Genomic DNA, 16,825 nt, shown 5'->3' on the forward strand with positions numbered 1-16,825 from the left:
TGCCAAATATTCGCTGACCTCCAGCGGCAAAGCACTCAGCCATTGGCGCCGTGTACTGGGCTAGAATGCCAGGCAAGCACCTCTTCTTTTTTAGTTTTTTCTGGAGTCCATTTGAACCTCGACGTCTCAGCGCCTACGCTAAAAGAACAGCAGCTCCTCATCGAACAATGGAAAGCTGATTCCGCCGCCACCTACCGCAGCTGGTTCCTTTGGGAGGAGCGTCTGAAAAATTTCCGCTCAATTCGGCGTGGACTTCACGCCGTCGTGAAAGAGATTCGTGACGACACGTTTGGCAGTGCCTATCGGGGTTCCTCATTAGAGACGGTCGTACACTCCATCGCAGAGCAACGCCAAATTTTCAAGGGTGCCGACCACGCTTTTCTATGGAAGCCGAAACTTCGTATTCCCGACATATACGAGGACCGCAGCAATCAGATGGCGTTCGCACAGTTTCTCGATACCTGCTTGTGCTGCAGTACCGACGTCGAGGTTGTGGAGGCGGTTCGAAAACTCGACTCGCACCAAATAAAGGGTCTGGGCCCCGCTTGCGCCAACCTGCTTTATTTCTTGCACCCCACCGTGGTCCCGCCCAACAATACCGCTATCGTGAAAGGTTTCAATGCATTTTTTGGCGCCAATGTGAAACTGGGGCGTTGGAATGAATACCTGGCAATGCGAGAGCGCGTCATTGAATTTAATACGATGCACAGAAAGTGGTTGTCGAACGACTTGGGCGCTGTAGCAGGATTCCTCTTCGATATCGGCTCTGGGCGGTACTCGATTGGTGCCACCAATGCAGTTTCAGTTGATTGGGAGGCCGACCTCGCCAAAGTTCATGAAGAGAGTGCGGCTGCTCATAAAGCCCGCGTGGCCGCTTCCGAGAATGACCAAAGCCATACACAGATTCAAGGGTGGCTGAGAGATTTGGGAACGTCCTTGGGCTTTCAGGTTTGGATTGCAAGCAACGATAAGGGTCGATCGTATGGAGAAGGGCGCCTTGGCCACGGGTGTTTGACCGAGCTGCCGGCGGCTATACGTGCCAGCAGCGCTCACGACACCATCGCTCTCATTGACGTGCTTTGGCTAGACCCGGCCACTGGGAAAATAACAATGGCCTTCGAAGTCGAGCACAGCACCAGTATCTACTCTGGAATCGTGCGCATGCTCGACTTGGCGCTCGGTGTTCCTGAACATGAAGGCTCAACGTTCTTCCTGGTGGCACCTGATGCGCGTGAAGCTGACGTACGAGCGCAGTTTGCGCGACCCGCGTTCTCACGCGTCAAAGAGCTGAATGTGCGGTATATCGGATATGGTGAGCTATCGAAGAATCGGGACGCCATTGCGCGATTTGGAAATGGAGAAAAAGCAATCCTCGCCATCTCAAAATCCCTGAACAGCTGAACGGATCTCGCCGCTAGTGAAGCCCGCCTCCCGGCCCAGGGAACAACAACGAGAACTGTGTCAGTCCGCCGCGCTCGCTCGCAACATTTGCGCGCCCTCCATGCAGGCTCATAATGGACTTCACGATAGCAAGCCCTAATCCGGCAGACGATGACTGCGAAGACCTGGACCTGTCAGAGCGGTAGAACCTGTCAAACAATCGGGGCAAATGCTCCGCCTCAATACCCGGCCCGGGATTGGACACGGATATCATTGCTCCATCGTCCCTCTGAATGGCCATCATCGAGATGACTCCGCCGCGAGGTGTGTATCGAACTGCGTTAGCAACCAAATTGCTCACGGCCCGTCTCAAAAGGTGAGCATCGGCGAGCACCGCCCCCGTCGCAACGATATCGAAAGAAATACCCGCCTCCGATGCTGGTCCTTCAAAATACTCCGCAATCCGCGCCAACTCAGTCGCCGCATCTAACCGTTCAGTCGTCAGCGCAATTTGGTCATGGTCAGCGCGAGCCAAGAACAACATGCTCTCCACCATTCTCGCGAGTCTGCCAAACTCCTCATAATTGGATGACAGAAGGTTTTGGTATTCCTCTGACTCCCGAGGCTGCGAGAAGGCCACTTCAGTTTGTACCATCAGGTTGTTCAACGGGGTGCGTAAATCATGTGCAAGGTCGTCAGCAAATTGAGACAGGTTGTTGAAGCTGCTCTGCAATCGGTCGAGTACCTCGTTAAACGAATTAGCCAGTACTCTGAGCTCCAGTGGCGCCGAATTTACATTCAAGCGCATTTCCAAATTGTGAGCCGTCACTTGTTGAGCTTGCGCAGCCAAAGCCCTCACTTTATGCAGGCTCTGACGGACTAGCAAGAATCCCAATAACGCTGTCAAGGCGGCCCCAGCAAAAATTGCAGTCATTACTTTTTTACGATAGGCAGAAAGTAGGGTGGCGCGGTCGTCTGCGGTCCGAGCGATTGCGATACTAACTATCTTACCGGTGGAACCAACCATACCTTGCGCGACAATGACGCGAAGCCGGATACCATTGGCTAGTTCTACAGGCTTCGTATCAGCCGGTGATGGCTCTGCGTCAGCCGGCAGTTGACTACCGTTTGGAACAAAAGACCGCTCTTCGGTGTTTTGCATCAGCAGACGCCCATCTTGGGTTTGCATCACGATGAGCAGCCCTCGGCGAGTGTCCACAGCATCGAGAAAACGGTGAGGCTCGTTGCGAATGGACTCTAGGCTTGAAGTCTCCTCCAATAGGTGCCTGATTTGTAGGACCCTTCCAACCAAGTCTGTGTCGTCGCGTTCTTGCAGCTGTGTGGCAAGTGCTTGGTACAAGTAAAATCCGACTGCTGAAAATACCATGACAGCCACACATGCGAACAGAGCGCCAAGCTGCATGGTAAGAGAACGGCCGGACCTACTCATCCTCTGTCTTCCAGAACATAGCCCATGCTCCGGATTGTGTGAATCAGCTTTGCCGGAAATGGGTCATCAATCTTTGCGCGCAGTCTTCGAACTGCAACGTCGACGACATTGGTGTCACTATCGAAGTTCATGTCCCACACTTGAGATGCAATGAGCGGTCGTGACAGAACCTGTCCAACTCGTTTCGACATGAGGTGAAGAAGTGTAAACTCCTTAGCCGTCAAATCAATTCGAATGCCGGCACGCGTCACTCTACGTTTGGGGACATCAATCTCCAAGTCGCCGATTTGAAGTACTTCAGCTTCCTTGATAGGGCCCCGACGTAAGAGCGTTCGAATGCGTATAAGGAGTTCTGCGAACGCGAAAGGCTTGACCAAGTAGTCATCGGCCCCCAGTTCGAGACCCTTGATTCGGTCGTCGAGCGCGTCTCGCGCAGTTAAAAAAAGAACCGGTGTTTCTACTGTCTTGCGGAGCTCGGTCACGATTTGCCAACCGTCCAAGCCTGGGAGCATGACATCAAGCACTATGAGGTCATAGTGAGCTGTGGTGGCCGCATGAAGTCCTTCGGGGCCAGTCTTTGCCCAGTCAACGACGAAGCCTGACTCCGTGAGCCCCTTCTGAATGTACTCACCGGCCTTCTGCTCGTCTTCCACTACCAATAATCTCATATCACTTTCCCGCTGCAAGAGACCGGGCCCATTCCACCCAGATGGCAAAATGCCACCAGCGCCCTGGGGTCAGTCTACATTGGAAAAATGACGCCAGCCTAACGCCAAGATTACATTCGTGTCAGAAATGGACGGTCAGCTACCAGCAAGCTTCCACTGCACCTTCCATTTTTTCATCTGCGCGATTTCATCCTGCTGGGCCGAAACCATTTTTTTGGATAAGTCCTTTATTTCCGGGTGCTGTGCTTTCGCTTCCGCTGATTTTGCCATTTTGACCGCGCCGGAATGGTGCTTAATCATCATATCTAAGAACATCGAGTCAAATTCTTTGCCCTTGCTGGCGGCTAGCTTGGGCATCGACATTCCCTTCATGGAATCCATCATGCCGGGCATGTCCATGTTCATTGCCTGGCTCTTACCCGGATACCACTGTTCCCGCCACGACTTCATTTGCGATATCTCACCCTGCTGGTCAGAAATTATCTTCTTCGACATGGCCTTCAGTTCAGCGTGTTCAGAACGGTCTTCGGCTAGCTTAGCCATCTCCACCGCACGCTGGTGATGCATCTCCATGGTGTCCAAAAACTGCAGGTCGTACGGTGCCTTTGATGCGTCTTTTGAACTCATCATGCTCGAGTCGTCCATGTGCGTACTGGCCGAACTCATAGCTATAGGCGCGTTGGGCTTCATCTCTGCTTTGTCCTGCGCCCAAACGGCCGTCGAACAAACTAAACATCCCAATGAGATTGCCAGTATGTGATTTTTCACGATTCATCCCTTTCTTACATGTGATGCAACGAAATGGTTGCTGATGTAAGTTACCCTAACGCTCATATTTGCGGCGCGCATTGCGTTTGGGTGTACCACCTGAGTGTTCTTGCCGAGACCGCCAGCCCCCCGTTCACCCGATCCTCCAGCGCAGGTCTGCGAGGGGCTGCGCTTGGACTGATGTGTGGGAAATAAACGACAATTTGCGCGTTTCAACCACTTCGTCAGACTGCCATCACCGCTTGCTGGCCCTAATTGCCGGATAGCTCATGCTAGACTCGGCCCATGGTTCGATTACTAAAGCTACTGTTGCTGTATCTGATGATCGCCGCCTTGCCTGTGCAAGCGCTGGCGTCCGTCGTGCAAAAGACATGTCCACCCGGCCATGCGCGACAGGCAGCAGGGGAAACGCGCCATGGCAAGACATCTCAGCACCGCGTGAAGGTGCGCGTGGCGAAGAAACATGCCGGCATCGGCAATGCCGTGGCGGCCGAAAAGGCTGCGCAGCAAGGAGACTCGGCTTGCGGCACCTGCGTAGACTGCTGCCTTGGCGGTGCCATCGTACCGCCGGTTCTTGTGTCGGGCACTCCGCACGATCGCACTGAAGTTCACCTGTCCGCTAATCTCTCCCTTGTCTCTGGTTTCATACCTGACGGCATAGAGCGCCCCCCTCGCAATATCTTCGGTTAAGTCCGCACGTACGTCAGCGCAGCGCCAATTTGTTGGCGATGCTGTCGTGCCTGCGACGTCCGCTTCGTCTTGGTCCACCAATTCGGGCGGCGTATTTCGCTACGGTCCCAGCACCTGAAAGGATTTCCGATGTATTTGAAACGCAAGCCTATGGCACTGGCAATCAGTGCAATTTTGTCCGCCACCACCAGCCTGCATGCCTTGGCGCAGAGTGCTGACGGCACCCCTGCCAACCCGGATAGCAAGCAGACGACCACCGTGGTCGTGACCGGTAGCCACATCAGCACCAACCGATCAATGATGACCGGCATCGGTGCGGTCACAGTAATTGATAAGGACGCAATCGAGCGCTCCGGCGCCACTTCAGTGGAGACGCTGTTGCAACGCATGTCGTCATCGGCGGGCTTCGCCGGCAACCAGACCAATGCCTATTGGGCCGAGAACGGTTATGGTACGACGCAAGTAAACCTGCGGGGGCTTGGAGCGAACCGTACTCTTGTGCTGATTAATGGCCGTCGCGTCGTCAGCGGCGGCACGGGCGCAAACAGCTCTGTGGATCTGAACATGATCCCGGTCGCCATGATCCAGCGCATGGAAGTGCTCAAGGACGGCGCGTCGGCCATCTACGGCGCCGACGCCGTGGCCGGTGTCGTCAACCTGATTACACGCAAGGACTTCAACGGGCTCGAATTGCAGACACGTTATGGCCAGACCAGCCGGAGCGACAGCCGCGAGAAGGCGGCCAATGTCGCCTGGGGCATCAGCGGCGAGCGCGGCTATTTGATGACGGCGCTGGACTACTCGCAAAGCGGTACCGTCAACATGGCCAGCCGCGCCCCGTGCGGGTTGGGCGAAGCCAACGGCAAGCTCGAATGCGTCGGGAGCTCATCGACTATCGGTGGCCGCGCAGTGCTGGCCGACGGGACCCGCGTGAACTTCAACCAGACACCCGGCGGCAATGGCAATTTCTACGAACGCTACAACGGCGCCAAACACAACTTCAACAGCAACCCTTACCTGAACGCGGTCAACCCGATCAAGCGCATCAGCTTCAGCACTTTCGGCAATCTGGCGATCAATGACGAATTGCGTTTGTTTACCGAAGTCCTGTACACCAACCGCCAGTCGGAGCAGTTGGCCACGCCCGGCGCGCTGGGTGTGTACCGTCCAATAAACATTGCGGCGAACCATCCCACCAACCCGACCGGACAAAGCCTGCTGCTGCAGCGTCGCCGGTTGCTGGAGGCTGGACCGCGCGTTTTCAGCCAAGAAGTCAACACGGCACGTCTGGTACTCGGGTTGGAAGGGCGCCTGGGCGAGCATTGGGACTGGAATGCCGCCGTCAACTATGGGCGCAATACAGGAGTGGGGGCTACCTCCAACGTCGCTAACCTAGACCGTGTCGACCAGACCCTGAACACCGCCGTTTGCAGCAAGGCGGCCGGTGCCGCCATTCCCTGCGGCGACTACCTCGGCTACGGCGATCTCACGCCACAGGTGCTGAGCTATATCATGGGGCCGATCCGCGACCATGGTGGCAATGAACAAAAGAGCGCGAGCGCCAACCTGCACGGCAAGCTGTGGCAAATGCCGGCCGGGACCGTCGGCTTCGCCACCGGCGTCGAGATCCGCAAGGACAAGGGCTGGCTGGACCCCGATCAGTTGACTGTGCTGGGCATCAGCAACACCAACCAGCAAACGCCGATTGCCGGTGAGTACGACGCCAAGGAAGTGTTCGCGGAGGCGGGCATTCCCCTGCTGGCAAACCACTGGCTGGCACAGTCGTTGGACTTCAACACGGCGGTGCGCTACTCCAAGTACCAAATGTTCGGTTCGAACACGAGCTACAAAGTCGGTCTGGACTGGCAGGTAGCGCCCTCGTTCAAGCTGCGCACCAACTACTCCACGGCGTTCCGCATTCCGAATATCCCGGAACTATATGGCGGCAACGCCGAGGGCAACTTGACCACGACAGATCCTTGCAGCGGCTGGAGCGCCTTGCCCGCGTCGTCGGTACTGAGCCAGAACTGCCGTGCCGCTGGCGTGCCGGCCGGCTACACTCAGCTGGGCAACACCATCCTGACCACCACCGGCGGGAACAGCCGCTTGCAGCCCGAGAAAGCGAAAACGCTCACGGCGGGGGTGGTCTGGACGCCGCAGTTTGCGCGCGACCTGGTGCTCACGCTGGACTACTTCCGCTTCCGCATCGAGAACTCCATCTCCACGGTGGATGGTTCGACCAAACTGCGTGCCTGCTACGAGTCCGTTGGCCTTAGCCACCCGTTTTGCAGTAGTGCCCATCAAACCCGAAATCGGCTGACCGGCGAGGTAGACTTCCTGTCGGCACAGCCTTCCAACGCAGCCAGTGAAAGCATGTCGGGCATTGATCTGGGAGCGCTGTACACGATGCGGGTGGGTTCCACGCGCGTCACGTTCAATGGCGAGGCAACATACTTGCGCAACTTCGACGTCACGCCATTCCCAGGCGGTGAAGTGCTCTCGTACGCTGGCAAAATCACTGGCGGGCGCGGAAGCTTTACGAAGTGGCGCTCGTTCGACACGCTGACAGTCGTCAACGGAGTCTGGTCGGGTTCGTACAGCTTGCAGTACACCGGCAAGGCGCGTGACATCAACGCTTCGCCAGGCGACATCGGAGACCACGCACCTGCGGTCACGTATCACAACGCTCAGCTTAAATACGCGCTGAGCAAGAACACCAGCGTGTCCTTCGGCATCGACAATCTGTGGGACAAGAAGCCGCCGTTTATCCAGAGCTGGACAGACGCGAACACCGATACGATGACTTACGACCTGCTGGGCAGACGCTGGTACGCCAAGCTGATATATCGCATGTAAGCCAATGCGGGCCGCACGCAGCAGTGCGGTCCGCATATTAACGCAACAAGAGGATAACTATGAAACCTGCATTTTGGTCGCGTCGCCTGCATAAGTGGCTTGGCTTGCTGGTTGGGATACAGGCGCTGTTTTGGATGGCGAGCGGTCTGTATATGACAGCCATCTCGATTGAGATTATCCATGGTGACCATTTGGCGCACCTGGAAGAGGGCGAACTGCGCTCTGCCCAGTTGGTCGCTTCGCCGGCCCAAGTCACAAGCCAGTATGCCGGGGTAACCGGCTTTCGTCTAAAGCAGTCGCAAGGCAGCGAGCTTTACCAAGTTCGCCATGCGGACGGCGTGGCACTGGTGAACGCTCGGACCGGCCAGCGCTTGGAGCCTTTGGACGAGAAAGCTGTACGCGCGCTCGCCTTGTCGTATTACCAGGGGGAAGGTGAACTGGAGCGGCTCCAGTTGCTGACCGAACTACCGGGTGAGGTCGCCAAGCGCAAAGGGCCGCTGTGGCGCGCGGAGTTCAGCGATGGCAACGGAACCACGCTGTATATCTCCCCCTCGACCGGAGAACTGGTCGCCAAGCGGCACACGCTGTGGCGCATTTTTGATTTTCTGTGGATGCTGCATATCATGGATTACGACACCAGAGACAATATCAACAACAACCTGCTGCGGGTAGCCGCCACTGCGGGCACGCTGTTCGCCTTCAGCGGCATCTGGCTATTGTGGTTCAGCTTCCGTCGGAGGGCCACCGCATGACACCGATGCTCCGCAAGTTACACAAATGGGTAGGCTTGGTGGTCGGAGTCCAGTTTCTGCTGTGGCTGGCCAGCGGCCTTGTGATGAGCCTGTTCGACCATCACGCCGTGATGGGCGAGGCACGCCGGGCACCGGCGCCTGCGGAACGCCTTTGGCCGTTAAATGGCCTGCAGGCACCTTCTGGCGTGCTCGCCGCTGCGGGTCGCCCGGCCGCCTTGCTTGAAACCGGCTGGTTGGGCGCGCGGCCGGTCTACAAGTTAAGCCACGAAGGGAATGGTTGGCTGGTGGACGCGGCGACCGGTAAGCCAGTGCAAGTAGCCGTCGCGGACGTGCTTGCCGCCGCCAAGGCAGACTACCGAGGAACAGCCCCTCCAGGCACTCCAAAATTGCTCGACTCACCCGGCCTGGAAGCTCGCCGGCACGCAGGCCCGGTCTGGCGCGTTGATTTCGCCGATGCCGAAGGCACCACCTTGTATCTGTCCAGCGTGGATGCCAAAGTGCTTGAACGGCGCAACGATCTGTGGCGTTGGTTCGACCTGGCGTGGATGCTGCACATCATGGATTACAGCGGGCGCGAGGACTTCAATAATTCGCTGGTGGTAATGGCCGCAGTTGGAGGTGTCTGGATGGCACTGTCCGGCATCTGGCTGCTTGCAACGAGTTTCCGCCTGCGCGAATTCATTCCGCGCCGATGGCTGCCGGTGCGGGACGTGGAAGTCGTCGACGGCGCGGGCAGAGCCCTGGCCACCGCGCCTTCTTTCGAAGGTGACACAGTCTACCTAGCCCTTGCTCGCGCCGGGATGAATTTGCCATCGAACTGCGGTGGTGGTGAGAGCTGTGGGCTGTGCGAGGTAAGGATCGGTCGTAATCCGCCAGCGCCGACCAGCGCAGATCGCGAGCACATTGCTCCAGCGCGCCTACGAGATGGCCACCGCCTTGCCTGCAGCCTCGAAGTGAACGGCAATCTACGGGTGGCGGTTGCTAATGGTGCGGCGATTGTTGGCGCTTCCTGCGCCACGGTGGAGAGCGTGACCGCCGTGACGCCGTACTTGCGCGAAATCGTCCTTGTGCCTGAGTCTAGGGCAGGCGCAGAGTTCCGGCCAGGATCGTACATCCAGCTGCGCATTCCGCGCTATAAGCTTGCGCGCGAGCACTTGCACCTTCCAGAGCATCACCGCGCTGAATGGCATGGCCTGCGCCTGCCTTCCGTTTTGCGCTCCTCGCAGCCGGTTCGCCGTTCTTATTCGCTATCTATGCCTGTGGTACGCGCAGATGGGAGACTTCATTTGTTGGTACGCTTTTCACCAGGTAGCACAGATGCCGGCCATGCGCCCGGGCGAGGCTCTTCGTACATCTACTCGCTGAAGTCCGGCGACACCGTTTCGTTCAATGGCCCGTTCGGCGAGTTCGCTCTACGCCCCGGCAAGACCGAGAAAATCTTTATCGGTGGGGGGGCAGGCATGGCGCCGCTGCGTGCCATGATCCTTTCCTTGCTTGATGGCGCGGCATCGGAGACGATTCATTTCTGGTATGGGGCTCGTAGCGGCCGTGACGTTCCTTATGAAGAGGAGATGCGGACGCTGGCGGCGCAATACTCGAATTTCGATTGGCGTGTGGTGCTGTCAGAAAGCGGCGAAGCGGGACACGGCATGGTGCACGAGGTGGTGCAGCGTGAGCTGCTTGCAAAGCATCCGCATCTGCGGGATTGTGACTTTTACGTCTGCGGGCCGCCGCAGATGCTTGCCGCTACACGCAAAATGTTGGCAGACTTCGGCGTGCGCAAGGTTGCGTTTGATGATTTCAAGATATAAAAATTAGCATGACATCGGCCTGCGGGGCGGACGTACGGTGTGTCAGTCAAAACGTATGCCGGACTCTGCTCTGCAGTTTTTTCAAAAGGCAATACTGCAAGAAACCAAAGGTGTAACGATCTTAGTGATTATTCAGGACTCCAATGTCTAGGCAGTTGGCGCGACGGGCAAGCTTGTCTGGTTCGTTGCCCCATAGCGTGCCGGGTTTATCACTACGGTGACCAGCATCACTGCATCGTTATGCCCGCAGCGCGCTCACCGCCGCGGTCGGCACCGGCAAACAAGTAGTTGCGACCGCCGATGTCCGTGCGGGACATGCAATAGGCTAGTGCTTCTTTGGAATGCGGGTTATCATCGACGTGCCTAAGAGCCGACATTGTTCTAAGAGAAGCTGATTCTTTGTTCGAAGATCGTCGGCGTCTCTTTTACACTTCTCCAATTCTGCCAATGAGTCCTGGAGTTCTAGCTCCGTAGCTCGGTGCACGTCCTGCAAATCGAGAAATTTCTTGCGCCAATCATCGGCACGCTCGTGAAATGAGCGCCGCACTCTGGTCCGCCCAGTGATTTTATTTTCTTTGAGCTGATCAATCCAGGTCTTCACTTGCCGGCCAAGTGCCTGCTGCTTCGGTGAGAATAGAGTGGTTAAGCTGATCTTTGCGCGTCGAGCCACTTCGTTCATAGAAATTGCCCCGCCATTTTGGGGATATATACTACCGTTTTCCCCCATTTCCTTTTCTATTTCCCTCATCGCCTCACGCACCCTGATTTCTACTTGAGCTGTGCGCGCCTCTCCACGACGCTTTGCCGCATCTTTTTTTCGGTCGTTCATGCTCCAGCCTTCATAATGGTAATGACTTCTGGATTGTCACGCCAGTTCTCTTTTATGTCATCAAAGCGATTCAGCTCGATGGATAATTGCCGGGCATAACTTGCTACAGTTAAGAGATCGTTGTCCTTAATTGCCTGTTGCGCATTCATCAGAATGATTGGGATAATTCTCTGTGTATCGCGGCGCCCAGTCCTCTCCTCAATGCGATTGATACATTCGCTTTGACAGTTTGCGATATTCGGAATACCTTTCTTTGTACTGCACAACCCAATCTCGCCATCTGTCTTCGTACATACGACGTGTGCATTCACAAGACGCATGCATTGTCCATTATTGGTGAGCAGTACTGCGAGTTCATGTGAAGTTTCTACTTCCCAAATTTTACCCGTTCGGTGGAGTTCGCTTTCATAGCTGCTTACAGTCGAACTAAGAACAGGAGCGCCCAGACCGCCATGCCCTGCGTATGGCAGGACAGTTGGCTTGTGCACAGCTTCATACATGTCTTCAATTAGATGCTGCGCCCGCATGACCCGAAGTTCGCGGGTGATGTCATCAATCTCCTTAGCAAAGGAGTTATCGGTGAGCATATAACCCAGGGTCATCGTGATATCCTTGTGACCTAGGAGCCGCATCAGCACTTTTGGACTACCATCAATAGCCAAGCCTGCCAGGCGTGAAAGAGTCTTGCGGAAACGGTGCGTATGTAAATTTCTCCCTCCCGGGGTAGCTGTCATACCTATTCGCATTGCCAATCGCGTTAAGGATGCATTGGCAACGGCCAATCGTTCTTCCGCATCTGCCCTCGGTGAGGAGCCCAACGATGCCCAAAGGTGCTCTGGCACGCCGACAGGGTATTCTTCATCTTTTATTCCCTTTCTTATTTTGGCGAGCTTCTCACAGGCTTCTATGAGCTTTACCTGTTGTGCAAGAACGTCGACTAGAATTTCCGGCGCTGGCCATTGGCGTTCTTCACCATTGATCGCGAAGGCCAGTTTGTAAGTTTTTCCGTTTGCATACGGTTGACCGTCCCGGGCCCATTCAATGGATTCTCGTGGCAGTGTCATGATCTCACCGATTCGTCCAGCCATTACCAGTAGGGTGATCCACAGGTGGGCGCTTTGTAGGGTCAATGCCAAGGTTGCGACACTCGCCCATTTACGGATCGGCCACTCGAAAGGGTCGATCTCTTCAATTGCTCGGCGAGCGCCTCGATAAGAGCCATGGCAAATTGGAAACGGCGGCGCTAGTATTGTATCTCCAGCGCTATCTCGCCAAGGGTTTGCATCAAAGTAGCTCGCGATAGATCGCGTCATCTTCATCGAATTGCTTTCAGTCTTCGAAGCAAAATTTATGTTGGCAATTAGCTCAGGGAGGGAATCTAATAGATGAATGAGATTGGGGCCCAAAACCTGCACTATCCATAGTACCCGTGGCCCCATTTGGGCTAAGAATTCGTCAGGGATTGGTTGATATGGTGTGGATTCTTTCTCAGGACTCCGCGCGGCGACTTCGCCTCGGGGTGAGGTGGTATTTCCAGCGAACTCGATGGCCGGTGGCGCATCGCCCCAAAGCCCGCGATTCCGGAGCTCTGTAAGTCGCCTTAAGTGGTCCCGGGTATGACGAGAGGAGCGCAGTTCGCGCAAATCTTCAGCCGTTAGAGTGATAGCGAACTCAAAGCTCGTGTAAGTCGGTGTGGATAATCTGTTTAGGATGCCTCGTGCAACAATCGTATTAAACTTCGTATATAAAGCCGAAGCGATCGTGCTAGCATCAAGTGATTTGTGACGGTTTTTGCCAAGGCTCGACGGCCCCATCCGCATTAACAAACCTAGCCGGGTGAGCCAAATCACTCCCTCGTCCAACAAAGCATCGAGTTGCGACGACGCGGTAAGCTTGGCAGGGAGCGCGCTTAAGAGCCTCTGGCGAAGATTGATGCAGCGTAATTGTGAGCCAAAATGTTCAATCATAGATTGAGGCGTTTCCCAGAAACCAAGAGTTTCGCCATGTCCGAGGATAGCCTGGCACTGTCTTGCGCCTTCGGAGGGCAGTTGTTGAAGACCAACCAAAGGAAATGTTCCAATCAAGTTGACGTGGCTGTTGCATTGATCAACGGGATTTTCTAACGAGCGAGGGGGCGTCGGGGCTGATGTACTCATAAGGCGGCCTATTCATCGAAGGATAGTGGCACTCCAGGAACATAATGTTTTCCATTTTTAATCGCATCAGCCCATTTCCTTCGTGAATCTATCACCAAATTGAGCTCAAAGAGTCGCAGTGCCGCGAGGTTGTTTGTGAGTTCCATTGAATAACTCGCAGAAATCCATGCTTCAATCGGCAGGTTCACTTGCAGCGCAAGTAACTCCTCGACACGCATAGAAATGCCATCGTAACTCTCGGGTAAAAGCACCGCGTTTTGTGGGCACAGCAGGCAACGATTATCATTGCATGGACCTTGGCCGGAGCTTCGGATTTGGAGCGAAGGATTGTATGGATCTTTACAACCTATGTTGAGGCGACTGCGCGAAAGTGCTCGATGTTCTGTCAGGCGCTGTTCCATCTCCTGCGTCACTACTCCATGGCGGTGTAGATGCGCAAGGATCGTAAGATCCACACGGCCCTTTCCTAGCTCGCTCATCAGGATTTCGAGGAAGCGACGAACTGAGTCATCGGCTTCTTTGTTCAAAACATTATTATTAATGTAATCGGAGCTGGTGCGAAGATGAGCATGCCCCAAAGCCCGTTTCACCGCGAGAATGTTACCGCCGCTGCTTCTGAAGACAAATGTGGCAAAGAAGTCACGAAAATCGCTTGGAGTAACATGCGGAATCCTAGACTCATTCCGTTCTGTTCGTTGGGCGTTTATTCGTTCCAATATTATTTCGAGATACGAAATTTTTCTACCCTCTTTGCTTGTCTTTCCTTCCAGGTATCTCGTACCAAGCCAGCCAATGTTTCCGCGTTTGTCCACGTAAAGCCAAACGCTACGGCAACCTTGCTCAAGCCGTTGCAAAAGACCATACTGCCTAGACTGCTCTTTATATTCCGCGCCGTCGCGAATAAAATCAATATAGCGGCGCTTTTCATCTTCAAGACGAACCTGAAGAACGGTGCGAAGCGATGAAACGCGTTCCATATACGTTTTTATCAAATGGCCAGGGCCAGATACCGTTTTCCAAAGTCCAATTATCGTTTGCTCTTTATTCTTGGCTCTTGCCTTATTCCCATTCAATAGGTAAGTTTCAGGAGTGAGCACAAATCGCTTATGGAGGCCGCTAAAATTATCTTTCGGGTGTGAAAATAAAAAATTCTGAGTTACGTCAAGGGCTTGAAGCGTCGAAGGATTCCAGCCACTGTTGCAAAGGCATAGATGGAAAATAGCATCGGCGTCCCATTTGGTAGGGAATATGGTTTCATGTAAGCGACTTATACTGAAGCCAGACTTTTTTTTAAAATGTGATTGATCGATGCCGTCCCTCAGTTCGGCAGATGTCGGGACTTCTTTATCATATTTTTTCTGCACTGCGCGCATGTGTTGAATATGATGATATAAGTCGGCATCCTGCTGTCCTTCAGGTGCGGTGTCGGATTCGTTGAGCCGATCTGCTAGCTCCCACTTCTCTAGAACAGTCCGACATTCTCGCTTAAGCGCCAAACGTAGCACCTTGATCTGCTCCTCTGGCGGTTGGTGACGTGTTGGGTCTCCGCTCTTTGGCGTTTGCCAGTATAGCGGGCGTGCGCCGAGAGCCATACGGGTAGCATCAGCAATGGACCTGAAGATAGTAAAGGATGATCGGTCCATTTGGATTTTGTACGCGAAGTAACAATGAATCATCTCAAGCATTCGTACATCCTCGATCCGGGCAGTACTTTCTCCTGTCTGTTCTGATGCAGCCTCTACTGCGTCAAAGAGGCGCCACCAAGCGCGCAGCGACTGAATGTAAGCGTCTACCGTCCCAGGACGAGCGGGGAGCAGGCTGTCTTTAATTGAGGGAGCCAGTTGATGGATTAATTTATGACGACCAGTAAAAGGAACAAACTTTGCGCTATTTCTTCCTCCTTCCACTTCTGTCTGCCCAGTAGCAAGTGTGTGAAGGTTAACCTCCTTAGGCTCCAATTCGTGGCGCGTCCAGAAGATCAACGGGTCATTCGATTCTGGCGCACCGGGCAATTGCACTGGGGCTGGCGTAAGCCCTGTGTGTTGCTTAAGGTGGTCCTTCTTGTAGTGACGAATACTCATATTCCATCTTCCAAATCGTCTTGACTCAGCTGCTCAACCCAGTTCTGGTGGAAATTCATGTTAATCCCGAGGCGGTCAGAAAGCCATTGTAGGTAAACTATCGTCGTTTCCTGGCTCACGTGCCTTAGTTGAGGTTGAATTGTCAATTGGATGCAAGTCTCTGCCTGTAGTTGTAAGATCTTAAACACTGACTCATCGACCTTCATGTTCAACGCGCGATCGACGATACTCCAGTATTGTTGGATATGCTTCCACAAAACGGAACAAGCCCAGAAGTCTCGAGCGAGATGCGGCGACCATCCTCTTGGCCGGTCCACGCTTCGCCAAAAATCATAAATATTATCCCCGGTGTACCGATTCCCGTTCCTTGGATTGAGAAATAAGTGCACAGCATTGTGTCTTATCCTCTCGGCTTCGCTGCGTGACTTTGCTTTGCGTGTAGCGAGCACTAGCGCCTTCGGGCGTACTCGCTCTCGGTATACATGGAGTTTCTGGGCTAGAGGCATTGGAATGCGAATGATTCCGTGAGGCCCGATCTTGTCTCCGTGATCTCGGCCATATTCAGGACCTTTTGTATTAAATCGTAGGTCAATAAGCACTGCCTGATGCTCAATAGGCTTTTCAGGATTCACGATTCGCCATTCCCTCGGATCTATTGGCAACGTATCAACGCGCCAGGCAGCCGCCTCGGCTCGTCGAATTGCCATCTCGAGAATAGTCTCAGCTATAAGAGCTTCAGTTGTACATCGTAAATTTAGTCGTTGAAGCCAATCAAAAATCTCTACTTCCTGAGGGAAGCCTAACCGTCGTTTCTCTTCTCGAACTTTCCCCTTTCGAGTTTCGACTGATTTTGTTTCACGCCCACTAAAACTCGAGGGACTGTAAGAGGAGTAGGTCTTAATTATTTTAGGAATGTGGAATGGCTCTCGCAGTCCTTTATCTGCAGCCCAAGTCAGAAATTCGGCAGCTATTGACACGCGGACGTTAATGGTTCTAGGTTTCAGTCCAACGTTGTCGCGCGACCAGATGCCGGTTTGCATTTCGACCTGATAGTGCTGAATCAGGTCAATCTTATAATTCGCTTTTAGAGGATCCTTCGCGCGCACATGGCACCACTCAAGAAAGTTCGCCAGCCAATGGGCGTAATCTTTCATCGTTACCGAGCTGGGCGGGAGAGCAGATTCCTCTTTGCCACGTTGCTTCGGTTCCCATATGCCAAGCCCGCGATCAATCAGGAACTGGTTTGCGAGACGATGATATCCGGGACGGTCGTCCATGATGAAAGGAAGGTGGGCGACTCTGCCGAATCCCTTTGATTCCAGAACGCCAGGGGTTGAATAGACGACTCGAAAACCATAGTTCATGGTGGCTCCATATCGAATGG

12 protein-coding genes are annotated in these 16,825 nt (G+C 54.4%); 5 read left to right on the forward strand and 7 right to left on the reverse strand.

Translation table 11 applies throughout. The features are described 5' to 3' along the window. The first annotated feature begins 111 nt into the window (after positions 1-111). A complete protein-coding gene (locus tag DUGA2_RS22815) occupies positions 112-1,401 on the forward strand; it encodes a hypothetical protein (protein WP_008448069.1) in 1,290 nt (429 codons plus the stop codon). A 13-nt stretch (positions 1,402-1,414) separates the two neighbouring features. On the opposite strand, the gene DUGA2_RS22820 is transcribed toward DUGA2_RS22815, so the two are convergent. From DUGA2_RS22820 to DUGA2_RS22830, 3 genes are all read right to left on the reverse strand, one after another. Continuing rightward, complete coding sequence (locus DUGA2_RS22820) at positions 1,415-2,830, reverse strand: heavy metal sensor histidine kinase (RefSeq protein ID WP_008448070.1); 1,416 nt, start codon at positions 2,828-2,830, stop codon at positions 1,415-1,417. Further along, the gene (locus DUGA2_RS22825; protein WP_008448071.1) at positions 2,827-3,498 is read right to left on the reverse strand and encodes a heavy metal response regulator transcription factor; all 672 of its coding nucleotides are present in this window, start codon (positions 3,496-3,498) and stop codon (positions 2,827-2,829) included. The genes DUGA2_RS22820 and DUGA2_RS22825 overlap by 4 nt, the downstream gene beginning before the upstream one ends. A gap of 135 nt (positions 3,499-3,633) precedes the next feature. Then, a complete protein-coding gene (locus DUGA2_RS22830; RefSeq protein WP_141753351.1) occupies positions 3,634-4,266 on the reverse strand; it encodes a DUF305 domain-containing protein in 633 nt (210 codons plus the stop codon). 285 nt (positions 4,267-4,551) lie between these two features. Here DUGA2_RS22830 and DUGA2_RS33710 point away from each other — a divergent pair, with 285 nt between their 5' ends. From DUGA2_RS33710 to DUGA2_RS22850, 4 genes are all read left to right on the forward strand, one after another. Beyond that, positions 4,552-4,956, forward strand: coding sequence for a hypothetical protein (locus DUGA2_RS33710; RefSeq protein WP_141753352.1), 405 nt, complete (start codon positions 4,552-4,554; stop codon positions 4,954-4,956). A gap of 129 nt (positions 4,957-5,085) precedes the next feature. Further along, on the forward strand, positions 5,086-7,812 hold the full coding sequence (locus tag DUGA2_RS22840; protein WP_070271721.1) for a TonB-dependent receptor domain-containing protein: 2,727 nt from the start codon (positions 5,086-5,088) through the stop codon (positions 7,810-7,812). Between the two features lie 59 nt (positions 7,813-7,871). After that, on the forward strand, positions 7,872-8,564 hold the full coding sequence (locus tag DUGA2_RS22845; protein ID WP_008448074.1) for a PepSY domain-containing protein: 693 nt from the start codon (positions 7,872-7,874) through the stop codon (positions 8,562-8,564). After that, positions 8,561-10,375, forward strand: coding sequence for a 2Fe-2S iron-sulfur cluster-binding protein (locus DUGA2_RS22850; RefSeq protein WP_070271722.1), 1,815 nt, complete (start codon positions 8,561-8,563; stop codon positions 10,373-10,375). The genes DUGA2_RS22845 and DUGA2_RS22850 overlap by 4 nt, the downstream gene beginning before the upstream one ends. Before the next feature lie 325 nt (positions 10,376-10,700). Here the strand turns inward: DUGA2_RS22850 and DUGA2_RS22855 are convergent, their stop codons facing one another. From DUGA2_RS22855 to DUGA2_RS22865, 4 genes are read right to left on the reverse strand one after another with little or no spacing between them, the layout of a single operon-like run. Beyond that, positions 10,701-11,204 carry a hypothetical protein gene (locus tag DUGA2_RS22855; protein ID WP_141753353.1) on the reverse strand — a complete coding sequence of 168 codons (504 nt, stop codon included), beginning with the start codon at positions 11,202-11,204 and terminating at the stop codon, positions 10,701-10,703. After that, the gene (locus DUGA2_RS33715; RefSeq protein WP_008448076.1) at positions 11,201-13,360 is read right to left on the reverse strand and encodes a site-specific integrase; all 2,160 of its coding nucleotides are present in this window, start codon (positions 13,358-13,360) and stop codon (positions 11,201-11,203) included. Before DUGA2_RS33715 ends, DUGA2_RS22855 begins: the two co-directional genes overlap by 4 nt. 8 nt (positions 13,361-13,368) lie before the next feature. Next, positions 13,369-15,441, reverse strand: coding sequence for a site-specific integrase (locus DUGA2_RS33720; protein ID WP_141753354.1), 2,073 nt, complete (start codon positions 15,439-15,441; stop codon positions 13,369-13,371). Beyond that, positions 15,438-16,805, reverse strand: a complete 1,368-nt coding sequence (locus DUGA2_RS22865; RefSeq protein ID WP_070271779.1) for a hypothetical protein — start codon at positions 16,803-16,805, stop codon at positions 15,438-15,440. Before DUGA2_RS22865 ends, DUGA2_RS33720 begins: the two co-directional genes overlap by 4 nt. Positions 16,806-16,825 lie beyond the last annotated feature (20 nt).

This window comes from Duganella sp. HH101 (assembly GCF_001758795.1).
Taxonomy (GTDB): domain Bacteria; phylum Pseudomonadota; class Gammaproteobacteria; order Burkholderiales; family Burkholderiaceae_D; genus Rugamonas; species Rugamonas rivuli.